16 protein-coding genes are annotated in these 20725 nt (G+C 56.3%); 7 read left to right on the forward strand and 9 right to left on the reverse strand.

Translation table 11 applies throughout. The annotated features are described in order from the left end of the window. Positions 1 to 126: 126 nt before the first annotated feature. The 6 genes from AACY26_RS14485 to AACY26_RS14510 form a co-directional block, all read right to left on the reverse strand. The gene (locus tag AACY26_RS14485) at positions 127 to 705 is read right to left on the reverse strand and encodes a lecithin retinol acyltransferase family protein (RefSeq protein ID WP_339515216.1); all 579 of its coding nucleotides are present in this window, start codon (positions 703 to 705) and stop codon (positions 127 to 129) included. A 150-nt stretch (positions 706 to 855) separates the two neighbouring features. Continuing rightward, complete coding sequence (locus AACY26_RS14490; protein ID WP_339515218.1) at positions 856 to 1332, reverse strand: nuclear transport factor 2 family protein; 477 nt, start codon at positions 1330 to 1332, stop codon at positions 856 to 858. A 51-nt stretch (positions 1333 to 1383) separates the two neighbouring features. Further along, positions 1384 to 3438, reverse strand: a complete 2055-nt coding sequence (locus tag AACY26_RS14495; protein ID WP_339515220.1) for a pyridoxamine 5'-phosphate oxidase family protein — start codon at positions 3436 to 3438, stop codon at positions 1384 to 1386. A 51-nt stretch (positions 3439 to 3489) separates the two neighbouring features. Beyond that, positions 3490 to 4119, reverse strand: coding sequence for a glutathione S-transferase (locus AACY26_RS14500; protein ID WP_339515221.1), 630 nt, complete (start codon positions 4117 to 4119; stop codon positions 3490 to 3492). 163 nt (positions 4120 to 4282) lie between these two features. Continuing rightward, positions 4283 to 5185 carry a LysR family transcriptional regulator gene (locus AACY26_RS14505; protein ID WP_339515223.1) on the reverse strand — a complete coding sequence of 301 codons (903 nt, stop codon included), beginning with the start codon at positions 5183 to 5185 and terminating at the stop codon, positions 4283 to 4285. Between the two features lie 3 nt (positions 5186 to 5188). Next, the gene (locus tag AACY26_RS14510) at positions 5189 to 6085 is read right to left on the reverse strand and encodes a LysR family transcriptional regulator (protein ID WP_339515225.1); all 897 of its coding nucleotides are present in this window, start codon (positions 6083 to 6085) and stop codon (positions 5189 to 5191) included. A 356-nt stretch (positions 6086 to 6441) separates the two neighbouring features. Here AACY26_RS14510 and AACY26_RS14515 point away from each other — a divergent pair, with 356 nt between their 5' ends. The 3 genes from AACY26_RS14515 (at position 6442) to AACY26_RS14525 (ending at position 10141) form a co-directional block, all read left to right on the forward strand. Beyond that, entirely contained in the window at positions 6442 to 7347 is a 906-nt protein-coding gene (locus AACY26_RS14515; protein WP_339515227.1) for a LysR family transcriptional regulator, read from the forward strand. A gap of 320 nt (positions 7348 to 7667) precedes the next feature. Next, entirely contained in the window at positions 7668 to 8960 is a 1293-nt protein-coding gene (locus tag AACY26_RS14520; protein ID WP_339515229.1) for an MFS transporter, read from the forward strand. Beyond that, entirely contained in the window at positions 8960 to 10141 is a 1182-nt protein-coding gene (locus tag AACY26_RS14525; protein ID WP_445261309.1) for a M20 aminoacylase family protein, read from the forward strand. Before AACY26_RS14520 ends, AACY26_RS14525 begins: the two co-directional genes overlap by 1 nt. 239 nt (positions 10142 to 10380) lie before the next feature. Here the strand turns inward: AACY26_RS14525 and AACY26_RS14530 are convergent, their stop codons facing one another. The 3 genes from AACY26_RS14530 to AACY26_RS14540 form a co-directional block, all read right to left on the reverse strand. Continuing rightward, positions 10381 to 11751, reverse strand: coding sequence for an MFS transporter (locus AACY26_RS14530; protein ID WP_339515231.1), 1371 nt, complete (start codon positions 11749 to 11751; stop codon positions 10381 to 10383). 265 nt (positions 11752 to 12016) lie between these two features. Next, on the reverse strand, positions 12017 to 12706 hold the full coding sequence (locus AACY26_RS14535; protein WP_339515233.1) for a response regulator: 690 nt from the start codon (positions 12704 to 12706) through the stop codon (positions 12017 to 12019). Continuing rightward, positions 12681 to 16079 carry an ATP-binding protein gene (locus AACY26_RS14540; RefSeq protein ID WP_339515234.1) on the reverse strand — a complete coding sequence of 1133 codons (3399 nt, stop codon included), beginning with the start codon at positions 16077 to 16079 and terminating at the stop codon, positions 12681 to 12683. Before AACY26_RS14540 ends, AACY26_RS14535 begins: the two co-directional genes overlap by 26 nt. 332 nt (positions 16080 to 16411) lie before the next feature. Between AACY26_RS14540 and urtA the strand changes: the two genes are divergently transcribed. The 4 genes from urtA (at position 16412) to urtD (ending at position 20699) form a co-directional block, all read left to right on the forward strand. Then, positions 16412 to 17626, forward strand: a complete 1215-nt coding sequence (gene urtA / locus AACY26_RS14545; RefSeq protein ID WP_445261317.1) for an urea ABC transporter substrate-binding protein — start codon at positions 16412 to 16414, stop codon at positions 17624 to 17626. A gap of 112 nt (positions 17627 to 17738) precedes the next feature. Further along, on the forward strand, positions 17739 to 18659 hold the full coding sequence (gene urtB, locus AACY26_RS14550) for an urea ABC transporter permease subunit UrtB (RefSeq protein ID WP_339515238.1): 921 nt from the start codon (positions 17739 to 17741) through the stop codon (positions 18657 to 18659). A gap of 100 nt (positions 18660 to 18759) precedes the next feature. Then, on the forward strand, positions 18760 to 19941 hold the full coding sequence (gene urtC, locus AACY26_RS14555) for an urea ABC transporter permease subunit UrtC (protein ID WP_339515240.1): 1182 nt from the start codon (positions 18760 to 18762) through the stop codon (positions 19939 to 19941). Next, entirely contained in the window at positions 19938 to 20699 is a 762-nt protein-coding gene (gene urtD / locus AACY26_RS14560) for an urea ABC transporter ATP-binding protein UrtD (protein ID WP_339515242.1), read from the forward strand. The genes urtC and urtD overlap by 4 nt, the downstream gene beginning before the upstream one ends. Positions 20700 to 20725: the final 26 nt, after the last annotated feature.

Here is a 20725-nt window from a genome sequence, read left to right on the forward strand (position 1 = left end):
CATGCGGGCAATACTAAAGTGATGACGTTCAGTGATGTGAAAAAAATGGTCGCGCGACAATATTTTCCACCAACGTGTCCGGAAGCATATTTGTTGATGGGTCAAAAAAACCTGCCTTTCCAACCTCTAAGCTGTAAGGCAAGGGTCAAGCGCTGAAATCAAACACAGCAAGTAGCGTGGACAATGCAGATAGGCATTGATTTGTGCGCTGTGGTTTTTGCCGCTGATGCACCAACTGCAAAAGTGCTCACAGTTATTGGAGAGCAATCTGTATTGGTTCTCGCCGATTCTTGACCGGGCGCGATTGACGACTTCGTCACTGGAAAATTTACGCGGCTCTTTAAGTCGCCAGACAGGCTTGCCGTGCGCAAAGTGTTGCAGGTCTGTGGTTTCAATTGGGCCCGCTTTGAACGAGCGGCTAAAGCCGGAATAGTGAGCAACTTCGCCGTCACCCATATATATCCCGTGATGCATATAAAAACGACGCGGACTGATTAAGTGCGCGCCTAAAGGCAGGCCGCTTATATCCTGGCCAATGCTGACAAAATCGAACTGCAGACTGGCTAACTCGTTGGTTGATTGAGCCTTGGGTTTCACGCGGTTGAACTGGCTGACGACGCTTGCAGTGCTTAGCCTTAAGCAGACAAGCATCGTCGAGCGAAGCTCTGTCATGGTGTCCAGCAGATCAGCGCCAAGCTTGCCCACGATGAAATCCTCCACAACCCTTGGCGATCAATCTATCGCCGGGGCTGTGGGGTTTCATTTGCACTCAGGCTTAGTTCAGCTCACTCATTAATATGCGGTTTTTATACCTAGGTATCGAGCCAGTTGTAGATGCCTCGACTGGCTCTGAGCTTATAAACCGAGATCGGAGAGGCCGGGGTGGTCATCCGGGCGGCGGCCTAATGGCCAGCGAAATTTTCTATCTGACTCTTTAATGGGCAGGTCGTTGATGCACGCAAAACGATTCGCCATCAGGCCGTTTTCTGCAAACTCCCAGTTCTCATTGCCGTAGGAGCGGAACCAGTTGCTGGAGTCGTCATGCCACTCGTAGGCATAGCGTACGGCGATTCGGTTCTCGGTAAATGCCCACAGTTCCTTGATCAAGCGGTAGTCCAGCTCCTTGCTCCATTTGCGTTGCAGAAAAGCTTCAGCTTCGGCGCGGCTGTTGGCAAATTCAGCACGGTTTCGCCACTTGGTATCCGGTGTGTAGGCGAGGGCGACTTTTGCTGCATCGCGGCTGTTCCATCCGTCTTCTGCAAGTCGTACTTTGAGGATGGCTGTTTCCCGAGTAAAGGGCGGCACAGGCTGGCGAACTTCTGAGGTAGACATAACGATTGCTCCTGTTTGGTTGATGCAGGGTGGCGGGTTGTGATTCGTTGCTCAGAGGTCAAGAACCAAGGGCACAGTCCCCTCTGCTGCTTGTGCAGGTATGGCGCAGCAGATCAGCACGGTATTGTCCTCTGGCAATTGCGCTGGCGGATTTGGGTAATGCACCTGACCACTGATCAAGCGCGTGCTGCAGGTGCCGCAAGAGCCGCCACGACAGCTGAATTCAGGGTTGAGCCCACGGCTTTCCGCCAATTCCAAAAGACTGCCGCTGTCTGGCTTCCAGCGTGCCTGGGTGACGGATGATGAAAAATAGACCGGTACCGGACCGCTTGCTGCAGGTGGTTGTTCCAGCGCCGATGATTGTTCCAGCTCAAACCGGCGCAGGGCCGAGGGGCCAAAGGCTTCGGCGTGAATGCGCCGGTCTGGGATATTGACGCCACGCAGACCGTCGTAAATGTCTTGGATAAAACCTGCTGGGCCGCACAGATAAAAATCATAGTCATCCAGCGGTAACCGTGCCTTGATCTGAGCAAACCCGAGACGGCCGGCCACTTGGTAATGATGGTCTAGCACTGTGTCTGGGCCGGGATTACTCAATGTCCGGTGGATATGCAGTTGTCCGGCTGAGCGTTGATGCAGGTCTTTGAGTTCTGCCTGAAACGGGAGGTCCTCAAGGCTCCTGGCACTTTGGAACAGGTGAACAGGGCGCACGTTTTGCTGCAATTGATTTTGCGCCACCAGCTCTCTGGCCATGGAAATCAGCGGTGTGATGCCCACTCCCGCTCCAATCAAGACAACGGGTCTTGTTGTTTCGTCGCAGAGGGTAAAGTTGCCCAGTGGTGTGCGTGCTTCGAGCAGGTCGCCAACCTTCACCTGGTGGTGAAGATACTGCGAGGCTTTGCCTTGCAGTTTGACGCTAATGCGCAGCTGTCCGTCTGATGGTGCACTGGAAAGGCTATAGGTACGCACAAGTGCATCCTGGCCTGCGCCAGGAATACGCATCGGCAAGTGCTGGCCCGGGGAGAAGGCAACCTGTGCACCGTCCAGTGGTTCAAGGTAGAGCGAGCGAATGTCTTTGCTCTCTTGGTGTATCCCTGTCACTCGCCATTGATGCCAATGTCGGCGCAGTTCGCTCTGACGCACGCGCTCGTCAGCCTGCTCCCAGGTTCCAGTCATCAGGCTGGTTGGGGCGTAATTATCAAACGCCCAGCGAATCGACAAGGCTTTAGGGCGCATCACCACCTGTTCAACATCAAATGTCCAGATCCGCTCGGCGCCCTCGAATGCCTTGATTGTCGGACTGTCGAGTATCAGTTCTGTACGCCCGGTAAGTTGCAGCATGTCACCGGTTGTGAAATCGACGAACAGCAGTCCGGCCAAACCGTTGGCCTGCAAGTTGCCAAGAGTGTTGAAGTGCAGGTTGCCAGCGTAGTCAGGGATGCTCAGCCGGTTGCCTTCGACCTTGACGAAACCGGCGCGGCCTCCACGGTGGGAGACGTCAACGGAGCAGCTCTGGTCGTCATGGGTGAAGTAACTGGCAATGAAAAAAGTGTCGGCGTCGCGGATCATTTTGCTGGTCTGTTCGTCCAGCGCCGAAGCGTCGAGACGCGGGCCCTTGCCTGGTGGCTCAGACAAGCGAGTGTAGGATCTCTGCTGAATATACTTTGGACAATTGCCGAAGGAGTGCTCGACCGCGACCTCAAGCCGATTTGTCGAGGCCTGCTGGATAACTCCATTGATGCGGTTGCGCCGCCGAGTGTGCAGCTCGATACCCAGCATGCCGATGGCCTGACCCGCTTGCATGCCAGCTGTGGCGGGATCTTGGCTGTCGAGCAGTGCATCCAGTACCAGGTGTTCCGGGTCCGGTGAGTTGACGAAACCTTCAGTCCCTTCCAGAAATGTCGCCCAAGGGCGCATCTGTGCGTCTATGCTACCGACCACCATAAAGGGCAGTTGTTGGAAGAACTCCCGATGCTGGTCGGGCATATAGGGGCGAATAACCTTTTGCCCAACTGCCTCCATCCGATCAGAAGCGTTGAACAGATTCTGGAGTATTTTCTCACCGGCATGCCAAGGTGATCGCCGGTGCTTGGGAAGATGTTCCATGCAGAGCACTCCTTGAAATGGCTGCGGCAATGCCCGCAGCCTGATCCGAACTCAGCTTGCCTGTAGGCCTACAGCGGTACGCTGCATCGGCACGAATCCCGGAAGCGCCTCAACCCGCGCAAGCCAAGCCCGTACATTCGGGTAAGCCTCCAGCGACACGTTGCCTTCAGGTGCATGGGCGATGTAACTGTAGTTGGCAACATCGGCAATGGTGGGTTGGTCGCCGACCAAGAACGAACGGTCACTTAGCTCACTGTCCATCAGTTTGAGCAAGGCATGTGAGCGGCCGATGACTTCATCTGCATTGAATGCCGCGCCGAATACTGTGATCAGGCGTGCGGCTGCAGGGCCAAAGGCAACTTGGCCGGCTGCCACAGAAAGCCAACGCTGAATATGCGCAGCTGCCAGTGGGGTTTCGGTTTTCCAGCTGCCGCTGCCGTATTTTTGCGCGAGATAGATCAGGATCGAGTTGGAGTCACTGATAACCGTGCCGTTGTCATCAATAACTGGAACTTGACCGAAGGGGTTGATGGCCAGGAACTCGGCTTTTTTGTGCGCGCCGTTGGCAAGGTCAACGAAGACCAACTCAGTTGGAAGTTTCAGCAAGGAGAGCAGCAGCTCGACGCGATGGGCGTGGCCGGATAATGGATGACGATAGAGTTTTATGGCGTCAGTGGACATGGTTTCGACTCCGCAGTTGATTTGGGTAAATCAGCGCAGAGACAAACCAAGACAGTGGTAAATGCGCTGGAGAGGTGATACTGCGCCCATGATTGGCGAAGCAGAAGCCCCATCAAAAGCAATGCATAATTTCGTTTTTTGAAAGAATGGGCTGCCCAGTATTTCACCCAACCAATGCGTGATGTGCGCGAAGCCGCGGCGTTGCAAAATCGATAAAAGTACGGACGCGAGCCTCGGCGCGACGGCCATTTCGGTAAATCAACTGCACAGGTACCGCGTCGACGGCGAAGCCCATCAGTAGCGGGACCAACAGGCCTTTCTGCAATTCATCATGGACTTCATAACTCATGCAGCGGACCAGCCCGAGACCAAGCGTTGCGGCTTGAATGGCAGCGTGCTGGGTCGTGCACCTAAGCACTGGCGCAAGTTTCACTTGCCGGTTGGCCCCTTCACAGCAAAAGCGCCATTCTGACTCGTAGCCGAGGGCGGTCGTTACAATGGTCCGGTGGCTTTTGAGATCGGCGGGCGTTTGCGGTTGTCCCCACTTTGCAAGGTAGCCGGGTGAGCCGCAAACCATTGGTTTCACCTTGCCCACTGGCATGGCGAAGCTGGAAGAGTCCGGCAGTTGACCAACGACCAAGGCGATATCAATACCTTCCTCAAGGAGTTTGGGTACATCTTCGCGGGACAGGGTGACTAGCTGCATGTCGGTAAATTCGTCTAAGTAGGCGAGGGCAATCGGGGTGAATATATGCGGCGCCATCAGCAGCGGAAGCGCAACCGTCAATTGCCCGGCAGGACGGGCGTGCAAACCCGCAGCAGAATGCTCGGCCGCATCGGTCTGCTGCAATATGTGCTGGCAACTAATTGCGAACTGCTCTGCTGCCGGGCTCAGGTTGACGCCCCGGGCGCCGCGGATCAGCAGGGTGTTACTCAGGCGTGTCTCTAGCGCGGTGATCGCACGCATGATGGTTGCGGGTGACAATTGCAGCTGCCGTGCAGCGCCAGCAAGACTGCCAGTTTTCACTACGGCATCAAACGCCTGCAGTTCGCGATAGCGGCTCATTTACTATCCCTGCGTCACGGGTTGCAGGGTTGGATCGGCGAGAAACTGGCTCGCGCAATAGTCAACGAACGTGCGTACTTTGGCCGGTACCCGGCCACCGCCTTGATAAACAATGTGTACTGGCAGTGCAGATGTTTCGAACTCATCGAGAACAATTTCCAGTTCACCTTTTGCTACCAACTCGGCAACTTGGTAAGACAGTACCCGCGTCAGGCCCCAGCCCATGCGTGCGGCATTGATCGCCGCCTGGTTAGAGCTGACAACCAAACGTGCATGGGGGTGCAAGGTGACAGCGCTTTTTCCAACCTTGAAATGCCAATTGGTCAGCAGGTTACTTGCGGAAGACATGACAACTGGCATCCTTAGCACCTCTTTGGGCTCCGTCGGTCTGCCGATGCGATTTAAAAAGCTAGGAGCCGCGCAGACCACGGGACGGATCTGTCCCACCTTCACCACCTGAAGGCTGGTATCCGGTAATTGGCCGATACGGATGGCGACATCCATGCCTTCCTCAACCACATTTACCAGACGATCCACCAATAGGGCATTGATGGTTACCTGTGGATGCTGCTGCAGATACGCGGTGACCAGTGGGATCAGATACAGTTCGCCGAACATTACTGATGCGGTCACGGCCAAGTCGCCCCGTGCTCGATTACTGCTGCCTGCCGCCAATTCCTCCGCTTCCTCCAGTTCGAGCAGGATGCGTTTGCAATCGTCGACATAGCGTCGCCCGGCTTCGGTTAAGCGCAGGCTCCGTGTGCTTCGCGCCAATAACAACGTGCCGAGACGAGTTTCTAGCCCGGCAATCACTCGGGTGACGCTCGGCGGCGATATTCCTATCAGCTTGGCTGCACCGGCAAAGCTTTCTGCCTCAGCCACGGCCAGCAGCACCTTCATCTCCTGAAACCTGTCCAACAATCACCGCCATCTATAAGTTAAGTTAAGCTCTCAGCCTAGCCCTTGACGGCAGGATCGATATGACTCGCCGCAAGCTAGGTGTTTGATCAGTGCTTCGGCAGCGCGGGTATTCATAAAATCCAGGTCATGACCAAGCAGGCAGAAGTTAAAACACTTCAGAGTAAGGCCTCCCGATTTGCGTGTAAGCAATCTAATCACTTTTAAATATTCAAGCAGGCTATTCAAATATCCAAAGGTAATAGTTGGATGATAAAAGACCTGTACTTATAGTCGTTTACTTTTGGACTGCGCCTATGGTTAATTCCTGCGCTGGTTTAGGTGGGGGTTTGGACAGGATGAAGCTGCATCAACTCAGGGCGCTGGTCGCGATTCATCAGTCTGGCAGTATCCAGGAGGCGTCCAAGGTCATGCATATCACCCAGCCCGCCCTGAGCCGCTCGATCAAAGAGCTGGAGCGCGAGCTGGGTTTCAACCTGTTGCAGCGTTCCTACAAGGGGATGTCGCTGACCGAAGAAGGGCGGCGGGTTATTCGCCACGCCAATCTGGTGGTAGAGAGTATTCGGCGGCTTCAAATCGATGCCGCGCATATTCAAGATTCGACGGTGGGACAGGTTGCGATCGGGGTGACCTCCCTGACCGCGATGCTCGACGGTATGGATGAAGCCATTCTGGCGATACGCCGTAAATTTCCGCGCTTGACCATCAGTATCACTGACCTGCGGCCCAATCAGATTTTGCAGCGCTTGCGCGATGGATCGCTGGATTTCGCCATCACCTCACAGCAACCGCTCAGTCGCCTGAATCTGGACTGGGAGGCCTTGGGTAGCATCAAGGGGCTGGTGGTTTGCCATAAAAGTAATGAGCACAAATTCTCGCGTTCTTTGCGCTCTTTGCAGTACGCCAACTGGATCAGCCTGGACGAACTGGACGAGCCTGCTTCGCAGTTTCACCAATTGTTCGAAATCAACGATGTGCGTCGTCCGCAAAGCGCAATTGAGTGCACATCGATCATGCTGGCGCTGAACCTGCTCAAGCAGACTGACTCGCTGATGACCATCAGCGAAGTGGCAGTCAGAGATTTCAAACGTTATCCACAGGGCGAAGACTTGGCGCTGGTGGAGATTCAGGAACTGATTCCGGACTACCCAATCAATCTGGTGTGCATTGACCGTCATAGCCTCACCGCACCCGCTGAAGAGTTATTCAATGAGTTGAATGCGCGATTGTTCGCCACGACGTAATTGTTTATTTGCTTATGTTATGCCGAACAGTTAATTGAATTGTGCCGGGCACCCGTGGGCTGGGTTTTTATGACCCATTGGCAGTTGGGTAATGTGAAGGATGGAAACTGATTTAGCGGCGTGAGCCTGTTGAACCTTGAGCCAACTTGGGGCGCCGGCCTCATCTCGTGTCTATTGTGCGCCGCAATGCAGCAAGCTAGAGCCTTTCAGGCTGAGCAAGTTAACCAAAAGCTAATCCCTTGCCGAATGTGCATGTGTATTGTTTTTCCGTTTGCCAGATAGTGATTTCACAACAACTACGGTGATGGGGATAGGCACTTATGCAAGCGCAAACACTATCAGTCACGGGTGTCGACAGCACGGCTGCTCCGGCACGCCAGCGCGAGCGAAAATCAGTGATTGCATGCTCGCTCGGTAACGCGCTGGAGATGTATGACTTCACGATCTACAGCTTCTTTGCGGTATTAATCGGCAAACACTTCTTTCCGTCCGAGTCGGCAGTTGCATCATTATTGTTGTCGCTTACGACATTTGGCGTGGGGTTCCTGATGCGCCCGGTCGGTGCAGTGTTGATTGGCCGCTTTGCTGATCGCAGAGGGCGCAAGTCGGCCTTGAGCCTGACCATCGGCCTGATGACCCTGGGCACGGCGATGATCGCACTTGCGCCGACCTACCAGCAGATTGGGATTTTCGCTACCGTGATCCTGGTCTGCGGGCGTTTGATTCAGGGCATATCGGCGGGGGGTGAAATCGGCACCGCGTCGGTGTTTCTGATGGAATCAGCCCACACCTCTCGACGTTGCCACATGGTCAGTTGGCAAGCGGCCAGCCAAGGCTATGCTGCTTTGGTCGGCGCGGGCTTCGGCTTTACCCTGAGCCAATTATTAGAGCCTTCTGCGCTGGAAAGCTGGGGCTGGCGCATTCCCTTTATCTTCGGCTTGTTGATCGGTCCGGTCGGCTGGTACATCCGCACCCGGTTACCTGAGACGCATGATGATCAGGCCCCGGCGCAGGCAGCTGACAGCTTTGCGTCCTTATGGCGGCGCATAGCCTTGGGTATCGGGCTGATGGCCAGCGCAACAATTGGCATGTACCTGTTCGTGTTCTATATGCCGACCTACTTGATCACTGCCTTGAACTATCCGCAGAGCAGTGCCATGGCCATCGGCTGCCTGGCAGGCGCGTGCATGGGGATTATCACGCCTCTGGCCGGGCGTTTCGCCGATCGTTATCAACTGCGTAAATCGCTGCTGGGCTGGACGGTGGCGCTGCCTGTGGTGCTGGTGGTTCCAGCTTTTTATGTGCTGGGCCATACCACCCAACTCTATCTGGCCATGTTGGTGGTTGCCGCTTTGGTATTACCTAGTTGTGTGGGTGCCGGCGCATTTTTCTCGCTGATCATGGAAGGGTTTTCCAAGGAGAACCGAGCCCTTGGAACCTCGGTCAGCTACAGCTTTGGGGTGACCTTGTTCGGTGGTTTTTCACCACTGATTGCAGCATCCCTGACGGCTGCTTTCGACAGCCCAATGGCACCGGCGTTCTACCTGGTGGCCGGTGGTGTCATCAGCTTGATTTGCCTCTACTACTACCCAGAACATAAAGGACGCGAGTAATGAATATGCATGCCCTGCACAAGACGTCTGCGACGCGAGACACCGCATCTTTCATCGATATCCGCCGCCAGATCCACGCCACCCCAGAGCTGGGGGGCGATACGCCTCACACCGCCGCGCTGGTTGCTGAAATGCTGGAGGGCTGGGGGTACGAGGTACATCGTAATATTGGAGGTCATGGCCTGGTTGGCGTGTTGCGCAATGGCGATAGCAGTCGCACCCTGGGCATTCGTGGTGACATGGATGCCTTGCCCATGGATGAGAAAAACCAGTTCGCGCACGCAAGCCGTGTGCCCGGGCGCATGCACGCCTGTGGTCATGACGGGCATACCACTATCCTGCTCGCCGCAGCTGCGCAACTGGCGGCTACACGCCAGTTCAACGGCACCCTAAGCCTGATCTTCCAGCCCGACGAAGAAGGCCTTGCAGGCGCCAAGGCCATGATCGACGACGGTTTGTTTGAACGTTTCCCGTGCGATGCCGTATTCGCCCTGCACAATATGCCCGGTATTCCTGTAGGAACCTGCGTGGTGCAGGCGGGGCCGACCATGGCGTCCTCCGAGCGGGTCAAGATCAACATCACCGGCAAGGGTGGCCATGGCGCCATGCCGGAGTTGACCATCGACCCGGTGCCCGTGCTGGCCAGCCTGATCAATGCCATCCAGACTATTAAGTCACGGGTGCTGGCAGTTGAAGAATATGCGGTGATCAGCATCGGCTCGGTGCAAGCGGGTACTGTTTACAACATCATTCCCGACGAAGCCTCAATGTTGATCAGCGTGCGTACGGACACCGCTGAAACCCAGCAGAAAATCAATAATCGCCTGACTGAAATCGTCAAAGGCCATGAGCAGACCTTTGGTGTAAAGATTGATCTGAGCATGGTCCAACTGGCGCCAGCGCTGGTCAATCATGAACGCGAAACCGAAATCCTGCGCCAGAGCCTCAGCCCGCTTTTCGCCGAGGGGCAACTGCTGTCGAAGATCCCGAAGAAAGTCATGGGCACTGAAGATTTTGCCTACATGCTGGAAGAGCGGCCGGGGTGCTATTTCATGCTGGGCAATGGCACTGGCGAGTTCCATGGCTGCTCAGTGCACAACCCGCATTACGACTTCAACGACGAGCTGATTGAGCTCGGCGCGCAATGCTGGGTCAAGCTGACCGAGCGTTACCTGGCCTAGCGGTTGCAAAAGTCGGACTAAAGGCTTCTTAAACTTGGCGTCTTACCTGTTTGCCAGCCGCTGACCATGCTCTTGCCTGGGTAGCGGCTGGTTTAGCTCTTTCATTTCGGTTACTCCCTCAACATTCCTGGAAATGTTCAGCGTTTGCCCTGAGCGATCAAGCTACCGCGAGTTACAGTGACTAACAGAGGCACGCTCGCGCAGCGTCCGACGCAACGGAGTTCTTATTGGCCATCTGTCTACGAGCCCCTGGATTGTGACATTCGCAGACTGCTCGCGATGGCGGCCAATACCGCAAAACAGCCAGCCAAGATTAGTGAGGCGTGGGTGCCATTGTCGTGAAACAGATTGAACATCAAGGCTACCAGTGCCGCCCCCAGGCTTTGCCCAAGCAATCGCGCCGTGCCTAACATGCCACTTGCACCGCCACTGCGGTTTTTCGGGGCGGCAGAGATAATCGTGTGATTATTGGGCGATTGGAATAAGCCAAAGCCGGCACCGCATAAGGCCATGCGCCAAATAATGTCGAGACTGCTCGGGTCTTGGGGCAGCAGGACCAAGCCAAATAGACCTGCCGCCATAACCCCCAACCCAATACCGCCCAGCAAACCGGCATGAACCCGTCCAATCAAATAACCGGCAACCGGTGCCAACACCATAGTTGCCAGTGGCCACGGGGTTAGCAGTAGACCCGTCTCAACTGCGGTTCTGCCCAAGACTGTTTGCATGAAAAACGGTAGCGATACCAGTGCCAGCATTTGCGCGCAAAAAGAGCAGACTGAGGTGCACAGCGATAAAGAGAAAATTGGGATTCGCAGTAAATCTACGGGTAGTAATGGGACTGGAAGTTTCAGTTGGCGACGAATAAAAAAGTACCCAACCACAACAACGGCCGCGAGCTCACTGACAATCAATATCTTTGGCTGTCCTTGTGCAAATCCACTGATGGCTGAAATTAATAATCCAAAGGTTATTGCATTCATGATGGCGCTTGGAATGTCGAAACGCTGATTGGCGGCTTTTTGTTGATTGGGCGGAAGAAATCTCAATGCCAACAGCAACGAGACAATACCAATGGGTACGTTGACCAAGAAAAGCCACTGCCAGGACGCAACCGACAAGATGGCAGCCGCCACTGTTGGGCCTGCTGCAGACGAAACGGCCACGACAAAGGAGTTAATTCCCATGCCTCGGCCGAGAAAGCGTTGCGGATAAATAAGCCGTATCAGTGCGGTGTTAACACTCATCAAGGCCGCGCCACCGAAGCCTTGCAGGACGCGGGCTAGGGTTAGCATATCCAGCGAGGTCGATAGGGCGCAAAACACCGACGTTAAGCAAAACAGCACCAAGCCACATTGGTAGACACGTCGATAACCAATCAAGTCGCCAATAAAGGACAGGGTCAACAACGAAATGATAATAGCGATTTGGTAACTGTTGACCACCCAAATAGATTCAGCCGGGCTTGCGTTGAGGTCTTGGGCAATTGTGGGCAAGGCAACATTGGCGATCGCACCATCGAGCACAGCCATCGTGATGCCAAGGCCGATGGCTAAAATTGCACCTAAGCGTTGGCGGCCAGGTAGCCCATCAGCAATAGTTTTGTCCATGGGTGGTTTCATTCGCCGTCTATTCAATAGCTAACTATTGTTTAACGCTAGCACCCTTCGATCAGCAAAACAGCATGATTTCGCTGCGGGGCATCTGCGATGAATGGGAGGCGACCCATAACTGCGTGTTGAGTGCTGGTGGTGCAACGCTGGCTGACTCAGACCAAGCCCGCACTGATTGAGTGGCTGGCGAATGACTTCATCAGCTGACGGCGGGCAGGCTGCAAGGGATCAAGGCGCAAGGTCCTGCTGCGCGATCGCCTGATCATCGTCCCACATTGGCTGAAATCGCCACGGCGGCTGCCGCCGTGCGTGTTTCCACGCCAAGTTTGACGTAGACGTGTTCCAGATGTTTGTTCACCGTGCGCGGCGACAGACCAAGGATATCGCCGATGTCGCGGTTGGTCTTGCCGCAGGCGACCCAACTGAGTACCTCGACTTCGCGCTCGGTCAGGGAAAACCGCGCAGACAGGGTTTCATAAGCCGTCTCATTGCTCAGGCTGATATCGCGCGGCGCCGCCGCCTCCCGGGCAGACTTGAGGATTTGCGCAGTACGCAGGTGTGAGGCGACGCGGGCGATCACCTGTTCGGGGTGAATAGGTTTGGTGACATAGTCGATACCGCCTGCTGCAAACCCCTCGATCACGTGCTCGCTATCGGTCAGCGCGGTCATGAACAGAACCGGAATATCCGCTGTCTGTGCTTCGGCTTTTATCCGCCGGCAGGTTTCGAATCCATCGAGGCCGGGCATCATGGCATCGAGCAGAATAAGGTCCGGGCGGCGGCGTTGAATACGCGACAGCGCGCTGAGGCCATCGAGCGCCACCAGCACCATGTAGCCTGCGTCATCCAGCGCATCAGAAAGCAGCGCCAGATTATCTGGGGTGTCATCAACAATCAGGATTACACCGCGTGTGGCGGCCATAGGTTCATGGGGTGATGTCAGCGCGTTCATGGTCGGCCTCCTTGAGTTGGCGGGTAAGTTCGTCGAGCCGGAAGTTTTTCACCAACAGCCGCAAGGGCGCGGTGAACCCGATGAAGTCCGGTGACTGGCGGTCAATATCGTCGAATTTTTCCTGCAGGCCACGGATATAGCCGAGCGCCGCCAGCTCATGCAATGCCTCCAGATCGCTGGCCGCCGGTAAGCGCAGCGGTTTGGTTTGGGGTTCAACCGGGCTGCTGGCGCGATGAAGCCACTGCAGATCAAGTTGCTTCTGGATGCGCTCTAGTAGCTGCGGTGTATGCACCGGCTTGGCCAGATAATCGTTGCAGACACTGGTTACGCTGCGCTCGCGGTCGTCGGCAAATGCGTTGGCTGAAAGTACGATGATCGGCGCCTGCGACAACGCATTGCGGCGGATCAGGCGGCTGGTTTCCCAGCCATCCATTTGCGGCATCGACAGGTCCATGAAAATCAGATCCGGATGCAGCAATGCGACCTGGCGGATCGCTTCATGGCCGCTGCCCGCCTGGGCGATGTTGAAGCCCAGCGGTTCGAGCATGCCAGCCAGCACGCGGCGATGCTCGATATGGTCATCGACCACCAGGATCAGCCGGCGCGGGCCTTGATAGCCGATAATATCGTGCTCCACATGCACCACCGCCTGGGGCACGCGAACTTCGGAAAGGAACAGGCGAACCTGGAAGCTGGTGCCTTGGTCGAGTTCGCTGCGCACTGACAATTCACCGCCCATCAGCGATGTGAGCATGCGGGTGATGGTCAGGCCAAGTCCCACGCCATTGTCTTGGCGCATCAAGTCGCCACGTTCGAATGGCTGGAAAATCCGCTCGATCTGTTCGGGGTCGATGCCGATGCCGGTGTCGATAATCTCGAAGTTTGCAGTCTCACGCAGGTAGCTGACGCGCAGGCAGACCTCGCCGCTGTCGGTGAAGCGCACGGCATTACCCAGCAGATTGATCAGAATCTGGCGCACGCGTTTTTCATCGCCGCGTACGACGCTCGGCATGCGCCCCGTGGTTTGCAAACGAAAGCGCAGGCCCTTCTCTTCAGCTTGCGGGGTAAACATGCGCTCCAATTGATGAATGAACTCAGGGAATGGAATCTCTGAAAGCTCAAGGTTGAGCTTGCCAGCCTCGATCTTGGCTACATCAAGCAAGCCATCGATCAACGACAGCAGGTGCGAACCACTGCGGAAGATGGTGCCAAGCGCATCTTTATGCTGGCTGGGCATGGCGCCATCGCGTTGCAGGATCTGGGTGTAGCCGAGAATACTGTTAAGCGGCGTGCGCAACTCGTGGGACAGGCCCGTCACATAGCGGCTTTTGGCTGCGTTGGCGGCTTCGCTGGCTTCCTTGGCCTTTTGCAGCTCTTCGTCGGTGCGTCGGTGGGCTTCGATTTCCTGCATCAGCAATAAGGTTTGCCGGTCTGACTCCTTCTGTGCAACGTGACGGCTTTCCCGTGTCAGCACCACCCACCAGGCGAGGATTGCCGCGAACAGCGAAAGCGTTAGCAGCGCCTTGAGAAAGGTCTGGTACAGGGTTTCCAGCATTTGCGGTGAATGGGGCACCAGGCCATGGGATATCTGGCCGTAGATCAGCGCCAGGGCGCCGCTTAACACCAGGACCAGAACCGTCAGCAGCCCAAGGTATTGCGCAAGCCGGCTGTGCAGGCGTGGAATCGAGCCTTTGGGCAAGAGCCAGCGGGCAAAGTCATCCATCTGTTCACTGAGGCGCGCCTGTGGTTTGCAGGCATCGGCGCAGCGTGCATCCAGCGAGCAGCACAGTGAGCAAATCGGCGTGCTGTAAGCCGGGCAGAACGCCATGTCTGGCGCCTCGAAAGCGTTGTTGCACAAGCCGCATTCCGAGGTTGCCTGCGGCCCGCTGGGGTAAAGCAATTGCGGTGCACTGGAGCGAGCGATGTAGTAGCGGCCCTGGGTGAGCCAGGCAATCAAGGGGGCGAAAACACAGGCACTGCCCAGCGCAACCATAGGCGAGGCAGCTTGCGCCATGGCACCAAACAAACCGGCGTAAGCCAGCCCCGATAGCAGCGAGGCAATCAGCATGGCACCGACGCCCACCGGATTGATGTCGTACAGGTGGGCGCGCTTGAACTCAATGCCCTTGGGTGAAAGCCCCAGCGGTTTGTTTATGACCAGATCAGCCACCAGCGCGCCGATCCAGGCGATGGCAATGTTGGCGTAGAGGCCCAGCACCTGCTGGATTGCATCGAATACCCCAAGCTCCATCAGCATCAACGCAATGGCAACGTTGAAGACCAGCCAGACCACCCGGCCCGGATGGCTATGGGTGACGCGAGCGAAGAAGTTCGACCATGCCAGGGAGCCGGCGTAGGCATTGGTCATGTTGATCTTGATCTGCGAGATGATGACGAACAACACCATTGCCCCAAGTGCCCACTCAGGTGAGCTGAACACGTAATTGAACGCGACCAGGTACATTTGCGTGGGCTCGGCAGCGCGCTCGATGGGGATTTCATGCTGCAGTGCGAGAAACGCGAGAAATGCGCCTGCGAGCATTTTCAGCGCGCCCGGAATAATCCAGCCGGGTCCGGCCATGATCAAGGCGGCCCACCAGCGCTTGCGGTTGGCCTTGGTTTGTTCTGGGAGAAAACGCAGGTAGTCGACTTGCTCGCCAATCTGGGTGACCAGCGACAGCGTCACAGTGCAGGCTGCGCCGAAATACAGCAGGTTGAAAGTGCCACCTTCGCCGATGCGGCCACCGAAGCTGGTGAGGTCGCTGAATGCGTCCGGGTTTTTCCACATCACAAACAAATAAGGCACCAGCAGCAAGAACAACCACAACGGCTGAGACCACATCTGCAGACGGTTAATCAGGGTGACCCCGTAGGCGACCAGGGGAATAACGATGATCGAGCAGATGACATAGGCCAGCGCCAGCGGGATCTTGAAATACAGCTCCAGGGCCAGCGCCATGATTGCCGCTTCCAAGGCGAAAAACAGAAAGGTAAAGCTGGCGTAGATCAGCGAAGTGATGGTCGAGCCGATATAGCCAAAGCCCGCGCCACGGGTCAGCAGATCCATGTCAACGCCGTAGCGAGCGGCGTAGTAACTGATGGGCAAGCCGGTCAGGAAAATCACCAGCGCCACCGCCAGCACCGCCCACAGGGTATTGGTAAAGCCGTAGCTGATTGCCAGTGCCCCGCCTATGGCCTCCAGCGCGAGAAACGACACAGCACTCAGCGCCGTGTTGGCAATGCGCAACTCAGACCATTTGCGAAATGACTTTGGGGTAAAGCGAAGCGCGTAGTCCTCCATGGTTTCGTCGGCGACCCAACTGTTGTAGTCGCGGCGAATCTTGACGATGCGCTGGGTGCCGGTTGGTTGCACGACGCGGTTTCCTTGAGTAGCTGTGCGGTGGTTGTGTGGTCGACGCTGGAGCAGAGCGAGGCTTGCAACAAGCATGCCCCGGGCCTGCAAGGGCCAGCCCACGCGCGCGAGCTTCTGTCTGGGCGCTTTTCAGGCGTGATCTTGCACCAGTGCGGGGCGTTTGCCTGTACGTCAGACGACGTATGCGCTTACGTCAAGCTGCGTATACCGCCATTGCTCTCGCTAACCGCATGCTTGCTGCAACCCGACCCGGTACCCGCAAGGCGAGCTGGTGCGGCAACACCACAAAGAGGAGCAAGACCATGGATTTACGACTGACGGGTGCGAAACGAATGCTTCCCCGGCGCCTGACTCTGGGGGCTGCGGCGCTTTCATTGTTGGCCGCGAGTGTGCTCAGCCAAACCGCCATGGCGGATGACGCCAATACCACTGGCTTGGCGGTGACCGATACCACCGTAACCGTCGGCCAACTGCATTCGGCGACTGGCACCATGGCGATTTCGGAAACCGGTTCTATACAGGCTGAACGCCTGGCGATTGACCAGATCAACGCCTCGGGCGGCATCTTGGGACGGCAAATCAAAATCATCCAGGAAGACGGTGCGTCTGACTGGCCAACCTTTGCCGAGAAAGCCAAGAAACTCCTGGAAAGCGACAAGGTTGCCGCGGTGTTCGGGTGCTGGACTTCCGCATCGCGTAAAGCCGTATTGCCGATCTTCGAGAAAGACAACGGTTTGCTTTACTACCCGACCTTCTATGAAGGCTTGGAACAGTCGAAGAACGTGATTTACACCGGCCAGGAAGCCACCCAGCAGATCCTTGCGAGCCTGGACTGGATTGCCAAGGAGAAAGGCGCCAAGACCTTCTACTTGCTCGGCTCCGACTACATCTGGCCGCGCACCTCAATGAAAATTGCCCGTAAGCACATCGAAAACGTGCTCGGTGGCAAGGTCGTCGGGGAAGAGTACTACCCGCTGGGCAACACCCAGTTTGGCTCGCTGACCAACAAGATCAAACTGAAAAAGCCTGACGTGGTCTTCGCCGCAGTGGTTGGCGGCTCCAACGTGGCTTTCTACAAGCAATTGAAAGCCGCAGGCATCACGTCCGACAAGCAAACCCTGCTGACCATCTCGGTGACTGAGGATGAAATGCTCGGTATCGGTGGTGAAAACATGAAGGGTTTCTATTCATCGATGAAGTACTTCCAGACCTTGGATAACCCCAACAACAAGAAGTTTGTTGAGGAATTCAAAGCCAAGTACGGCAAGGATTCGGTCATCGGCGACGTAACGCAGGCAGGCTACCTCGGCCCATGGTTGTGGAAAGCCGCGGTTGAAAAAGCCGGTAGTTTCGACGTCGACAAAGTGGTCGCGGCCTCCCCAGGCATTGAGTTGACCACCGCGCCTGAAGGCTACGTGAAAGTTCATGAAAATCATCACCTGTGGAGCAAGGCGCGCATCGCCCAGATCCAGGCTGACGGTACCTTCAAGGTGGTGCATGAGTCCGAGCTGATCGAGCCTAATCCATTCCCTAAAGGCTACCAGTAAGTCGCAAGCGCGGCGATGGCGGTTAGCGCCATCGCCGCCGCCTTTGCCCGCAGCGATTGGCGGGCGAAGGTTTATCTCCCTGTTTAATTGTCTACCCGCGGGAGCCTTCCAGATGGACGTATCACTCTCCGAATTCGGCGCGATTGCCGTCATGCAAGGTTTTAACGGCCTGTCGGTATTCTGCGTACTGCTGCTCATGGCCCTGGGCCTGGCGATTATTTTCGGCCAGATGGGTGTGATCAACATGGCTCACGGCGAGTTCCTGACCGTCGGTGCCTACACCACTTATGTGATCTCATCGCTCACCTTGCAGTATTTCCCTGAGCTGCAGCCGTACTATTTCTTCTTCGCCATTGTGGCGTCATTTCTGATTGCGGGAACACTCGGCTGGCTGGTCGAATGGTTGATGATCAGCAAGCTTTATCACCGGCCATTGGACACCTTGCTTGCCACTTGGGGGTTGTCACTGGTGATGCAGCAGGCGTTTCGTTCGATTTTCGGTGCGCGTGAAGTCGGCGCAGAAATGCCGGAATGGATCATGGGTTCCTGGGCGCCTTCGGCGGCAATCGATATTCCTAAGAACGGCTTGTTCGTAATGGGCCTGACAGCGCTGCTGACGGCCACCATTTTTATCATGCTGTACCGCTCGCGCTGGGGCTTGCAGGTTCGCGCGACCATGCAGAACCGGGTGATGAGCCGGGCCGTTGGCATCAACACCAAAAAAGTCGACCGCATGACCTTCGCCCTGGGTTGCGGCGTGGCTGGCGTGGCTGGCGCGGCGTTCACCACCATCGGCTCGACTGGCCCAACCGCCGGTTCGCTGTACATCGTCGACACCTTTCTCACCGTGGTATTTGGCGGTGCGGCCAGTCTCGTCGGGACCATCGCCTCGGCGTTCACCATCGCTCAAGCGCAGTCGATCATGGAGTTCTTCCTGTCCGGCTCAATGGCCAAGGTGCTGACGTTATCTGCGGTCATCTTGATTCTGATGCTGCGCCCGCAAGGGTTGTTCTCGATCAAGGTGCGCAAGTGATGCAGATGTCGCTTTTGAAAGGCGCCAGTGCGCTGGCGCAGGAGCCTGCAGTGATCCGCTGGGTCAGTGCAGGCGTGATGCAGAGTCGTAGGAGCCGTCCATGAAAAACGCATATGAAAGCCTGCTGGGTGGCAAGCAGGGGGCCATTGGCCTGCTGGTGCTGGCCGTACTGATTCTGGTGGTGTTCCCGCTGATGCTGGACACCTTTCGCCTGAACATGGTCGGTAAGTACCTGACCTACGCATTCGTGGCCGTGGGGCTGGTGCTTTGCTGGGGGTATGGCGGCATTCTCAGCCTCGGCCAGGGCATCTTCTTCGGGCTGGGTGGCTACTGCATGGCGATGTTCCTCAAACTTGAGGCGTCCGACCCAGAGAGCACCAAGATTCAGTCAACGCCCGGTATTCCAGATTTTATGGATTGGAACCAGATCACAGAATTACCGGCGATGTGGCAACCGTTTCACAGCTTCAGCTTCACCCTGCTGGCGGTGATTGCAGTGCCGACGCTGTTGGCCTTGATCATTGGCATCGCCATGTTCAAGCGCCGGGTTGGCGATGTTTACTTTTCTATCGTGACCCAGGCCATTGCCGCGATCCTGACCATTTTGATCATCGGCCAACAAGGCTTGACGGGCGGGGTCAACGGCATCACTGACTTGAAGACCTTGCTTGGCTGGGATATTCGTCCCGACAGCTCCAAGGTCATCCTCTATTTTGTGAATGCCTTCTTGTTGCTCGGTTGTGTATTGCTGGGGCGCTTTATCCTGACTTCGAAACTCGGCCGCCTGTTGATGGCCATGCGCGATAAAGAAGAGCGCGTGCGGTTCTCCGGCTATGACGTGGCCAGCTTCAAGATCTTCGTGTTCTGCGTGGCAGCGGCTTTCTCGGCGATCGGTGGGGCGATGTTTGCCCTGCAGGTTGGCTTTATGTCGCCAAGTTTTGTCGGCATCGTGCCGTCGATCGAGATGGTCATCTTCGCCGCTGTAGGCGGACGCATGTCGTTGCTGGGTGCGGTGTATGGAACCCTGCTGGTGAGCTTCGGCAAGACCTATTTCTCCGAGAGTTTCCCCGAGCTGTGGCTGTACTTGATGGGCGGGCTGTTTATCGTCGTGGTCATGTATTTCCCCAACGGCATTGCCGGCTTGTGGGAAAGCCATGGGCGTAAATGGCTATCCCGGTCGTCGCTGGGCAACAAGCTGTTTGGTCGGCCAGAGCCCAAGGCGCGGGTGGCAACTAAGGCCGTTGCAGTGCAACCCGTTCGTGAACTGGAGACTACGCCATGAATAGCCCAGCAGGATTTCAGGCTGCCAAGCCGGTACTGGCCGTCGAGGGGTTGACGGTGTCTTTTGATGGTTTCAAGGCGGTCAACGATTTGAACCTCTATGTCGATCGCAACGAGGTGCATGTGGTGATCGGGCCGAACGGTGCTGGTAAAACCACGGTGCTTGACTTGATCTGCGGCAAAACCAAATCAACCGCTGGCAGCATCGAGTTTGATGGTCGCGAGCTGACTAAAATGCGCGAGTACGACATCGTCCGCGCCGGGGTCGGGCGCAAGTTTCAGAACCCGTCGATCTACGAAAACCTGACGGTGTTCGAGAACCTGGAGATGTCATATCCCAAGGGCCGCAATGTCTTCAGCGCGCTGTTCTTCAAGCGCACCGCGCAAGTGGTTGCGCGGGTCGAGGAGGTCGCCGCTGAAATCTTCCTCAGTGATTTTCTCGATAAGCAGGCCGACCTGCTGTCTCACGGCCAAAAACAGTGGTTGGAGATCGGCATGCTGCTGATGCAGGACCCCGCGCTGCTGATGCTCGACGAGCCGGTTGCCGGTATGAGCGTCAGCGAGCGGGCGCAGACAGCACAACTGCTCAACCGCATCAGCCAAGGGCGGTCGGTGCTGGTGATCGAGCATGACATGGAGTTCGTCAAAAGCATCGCCAACCGCGTCACTGTACTGCACCAGGGCAAGGTACTGGCCGAGGGCAGCATGGAGTCGGTGCAGAGCAATCCAAAAGTGATTGAGGTGTATCTCGGCCATTGAGGCCAGGACATTTTATCGAACCAGAC

Source organism: Pseudomonas sp. RL_15y_Pfl2_60, assembly GCF_963970595.1.
Classification (GTDB): Bacteria; Pseudomonadota; Gammaproteobacteria; order Pseudomonadales; family Pseudomonadaceae; genus Aquipseudomonas.

Bases quoted from the DNA above. Each gene is read 5' to 3' on its own strand.
- AACY26_RS14490 (WP_339515218.1), bottom strand. From the start codon at position 1,332: ATGTCTACCTCAGAAGTTCGCCAGCCTGTGCCGCCCTTTACTCGGGAA.
- AACY26_RS14495 (WP_339515220.1), bottom strand. From the start codon at position 3,438: ATGGAACATCTTCCCAAGCACCGGCGATCACCTTGGCATGCCGGTGAG.
- AACY26_RS14500 (WP_339515221.1), bottom strand. From the start codon at position 4,119: ATGTCCACTGACGCCATAAAACTCTATCGTCATCCATTATCCGGCCAC.
- AACY26_RS14505 (WP_339515223.1), bottom strand. From the start codon at position 5,185: ATGAGCCGCTATCGCGAACTGCAGGCGTTTGATGCCGTAGTGAAAACT.
- AACY26_RS14510 (WP_339515225.1), bottom strand. From the start codon at position 6,085: ATGAAGGTGCTGCTGGCCGTGGCTGAGGCAGAAAGCTTTGCCGGTGCA.
- AACY26_RS14515 (WP_339515227.1), top strand. From the start codon at position 6,442: ATGAAGCTGCATCAACTCAGGGCGCTGGTCGCGATTCATCAGTCTGGC.
- AACY26_RS14520 (WP_339515229.1), top strand. From the start codon at position 7,668: ATGCAAGCGCAAACACTATCAGTCACGGGTGTCGACAGCACGGCTGCT.
- AACY26_RS14525 (WP_445261309.1), top strand. From the start codon at position 8,960: ATGAATATGCATGCCCTGCACAAGACGTCTGCGACGCGAGACACCGCA.
- AACY26_RS14530 (WP_339515231.1), bottom strand. From the start codon at position 11,751: ATGGACAAAACTATTGCTGATGGGCTACCTGGCCGCCAACGCTTAGGT.
- AACY26_RS14535 (WP_339515233.1), bottom strand. From the start codon at position 12,706: ATGAACGCGCTGACATCACCCCATGAACCTATGGCCGCCACACGCGGT.
- urtA (WP_445261317.1), top strand. From the start codon at position 16,412: ATGCTTCCCCGGCGCCTGACTCTGGGGGCTGCGGCGCTTTCATTGTTG.
- urtB (WP_339515238.1), top strand. From the start codon at position 17,739: ATGGACGTATCACTCTCCGAATTCGGCGCGATTGCCGTCATGCAAGGT.
- urtC (WP_339515240.1), top strand. From the start codon at position 18,760: ATGAAAAACGCATATGAAAGCCTGCTGGGTGGCAAGCAGGGGGCCATT.
- urtD (WP_339515242.1), top strand. From the start codon at position 19,938: ATGAATAGCCCAGCAGGATTTCAGGCTGCCAAGCCGGTACTGGCCGTC.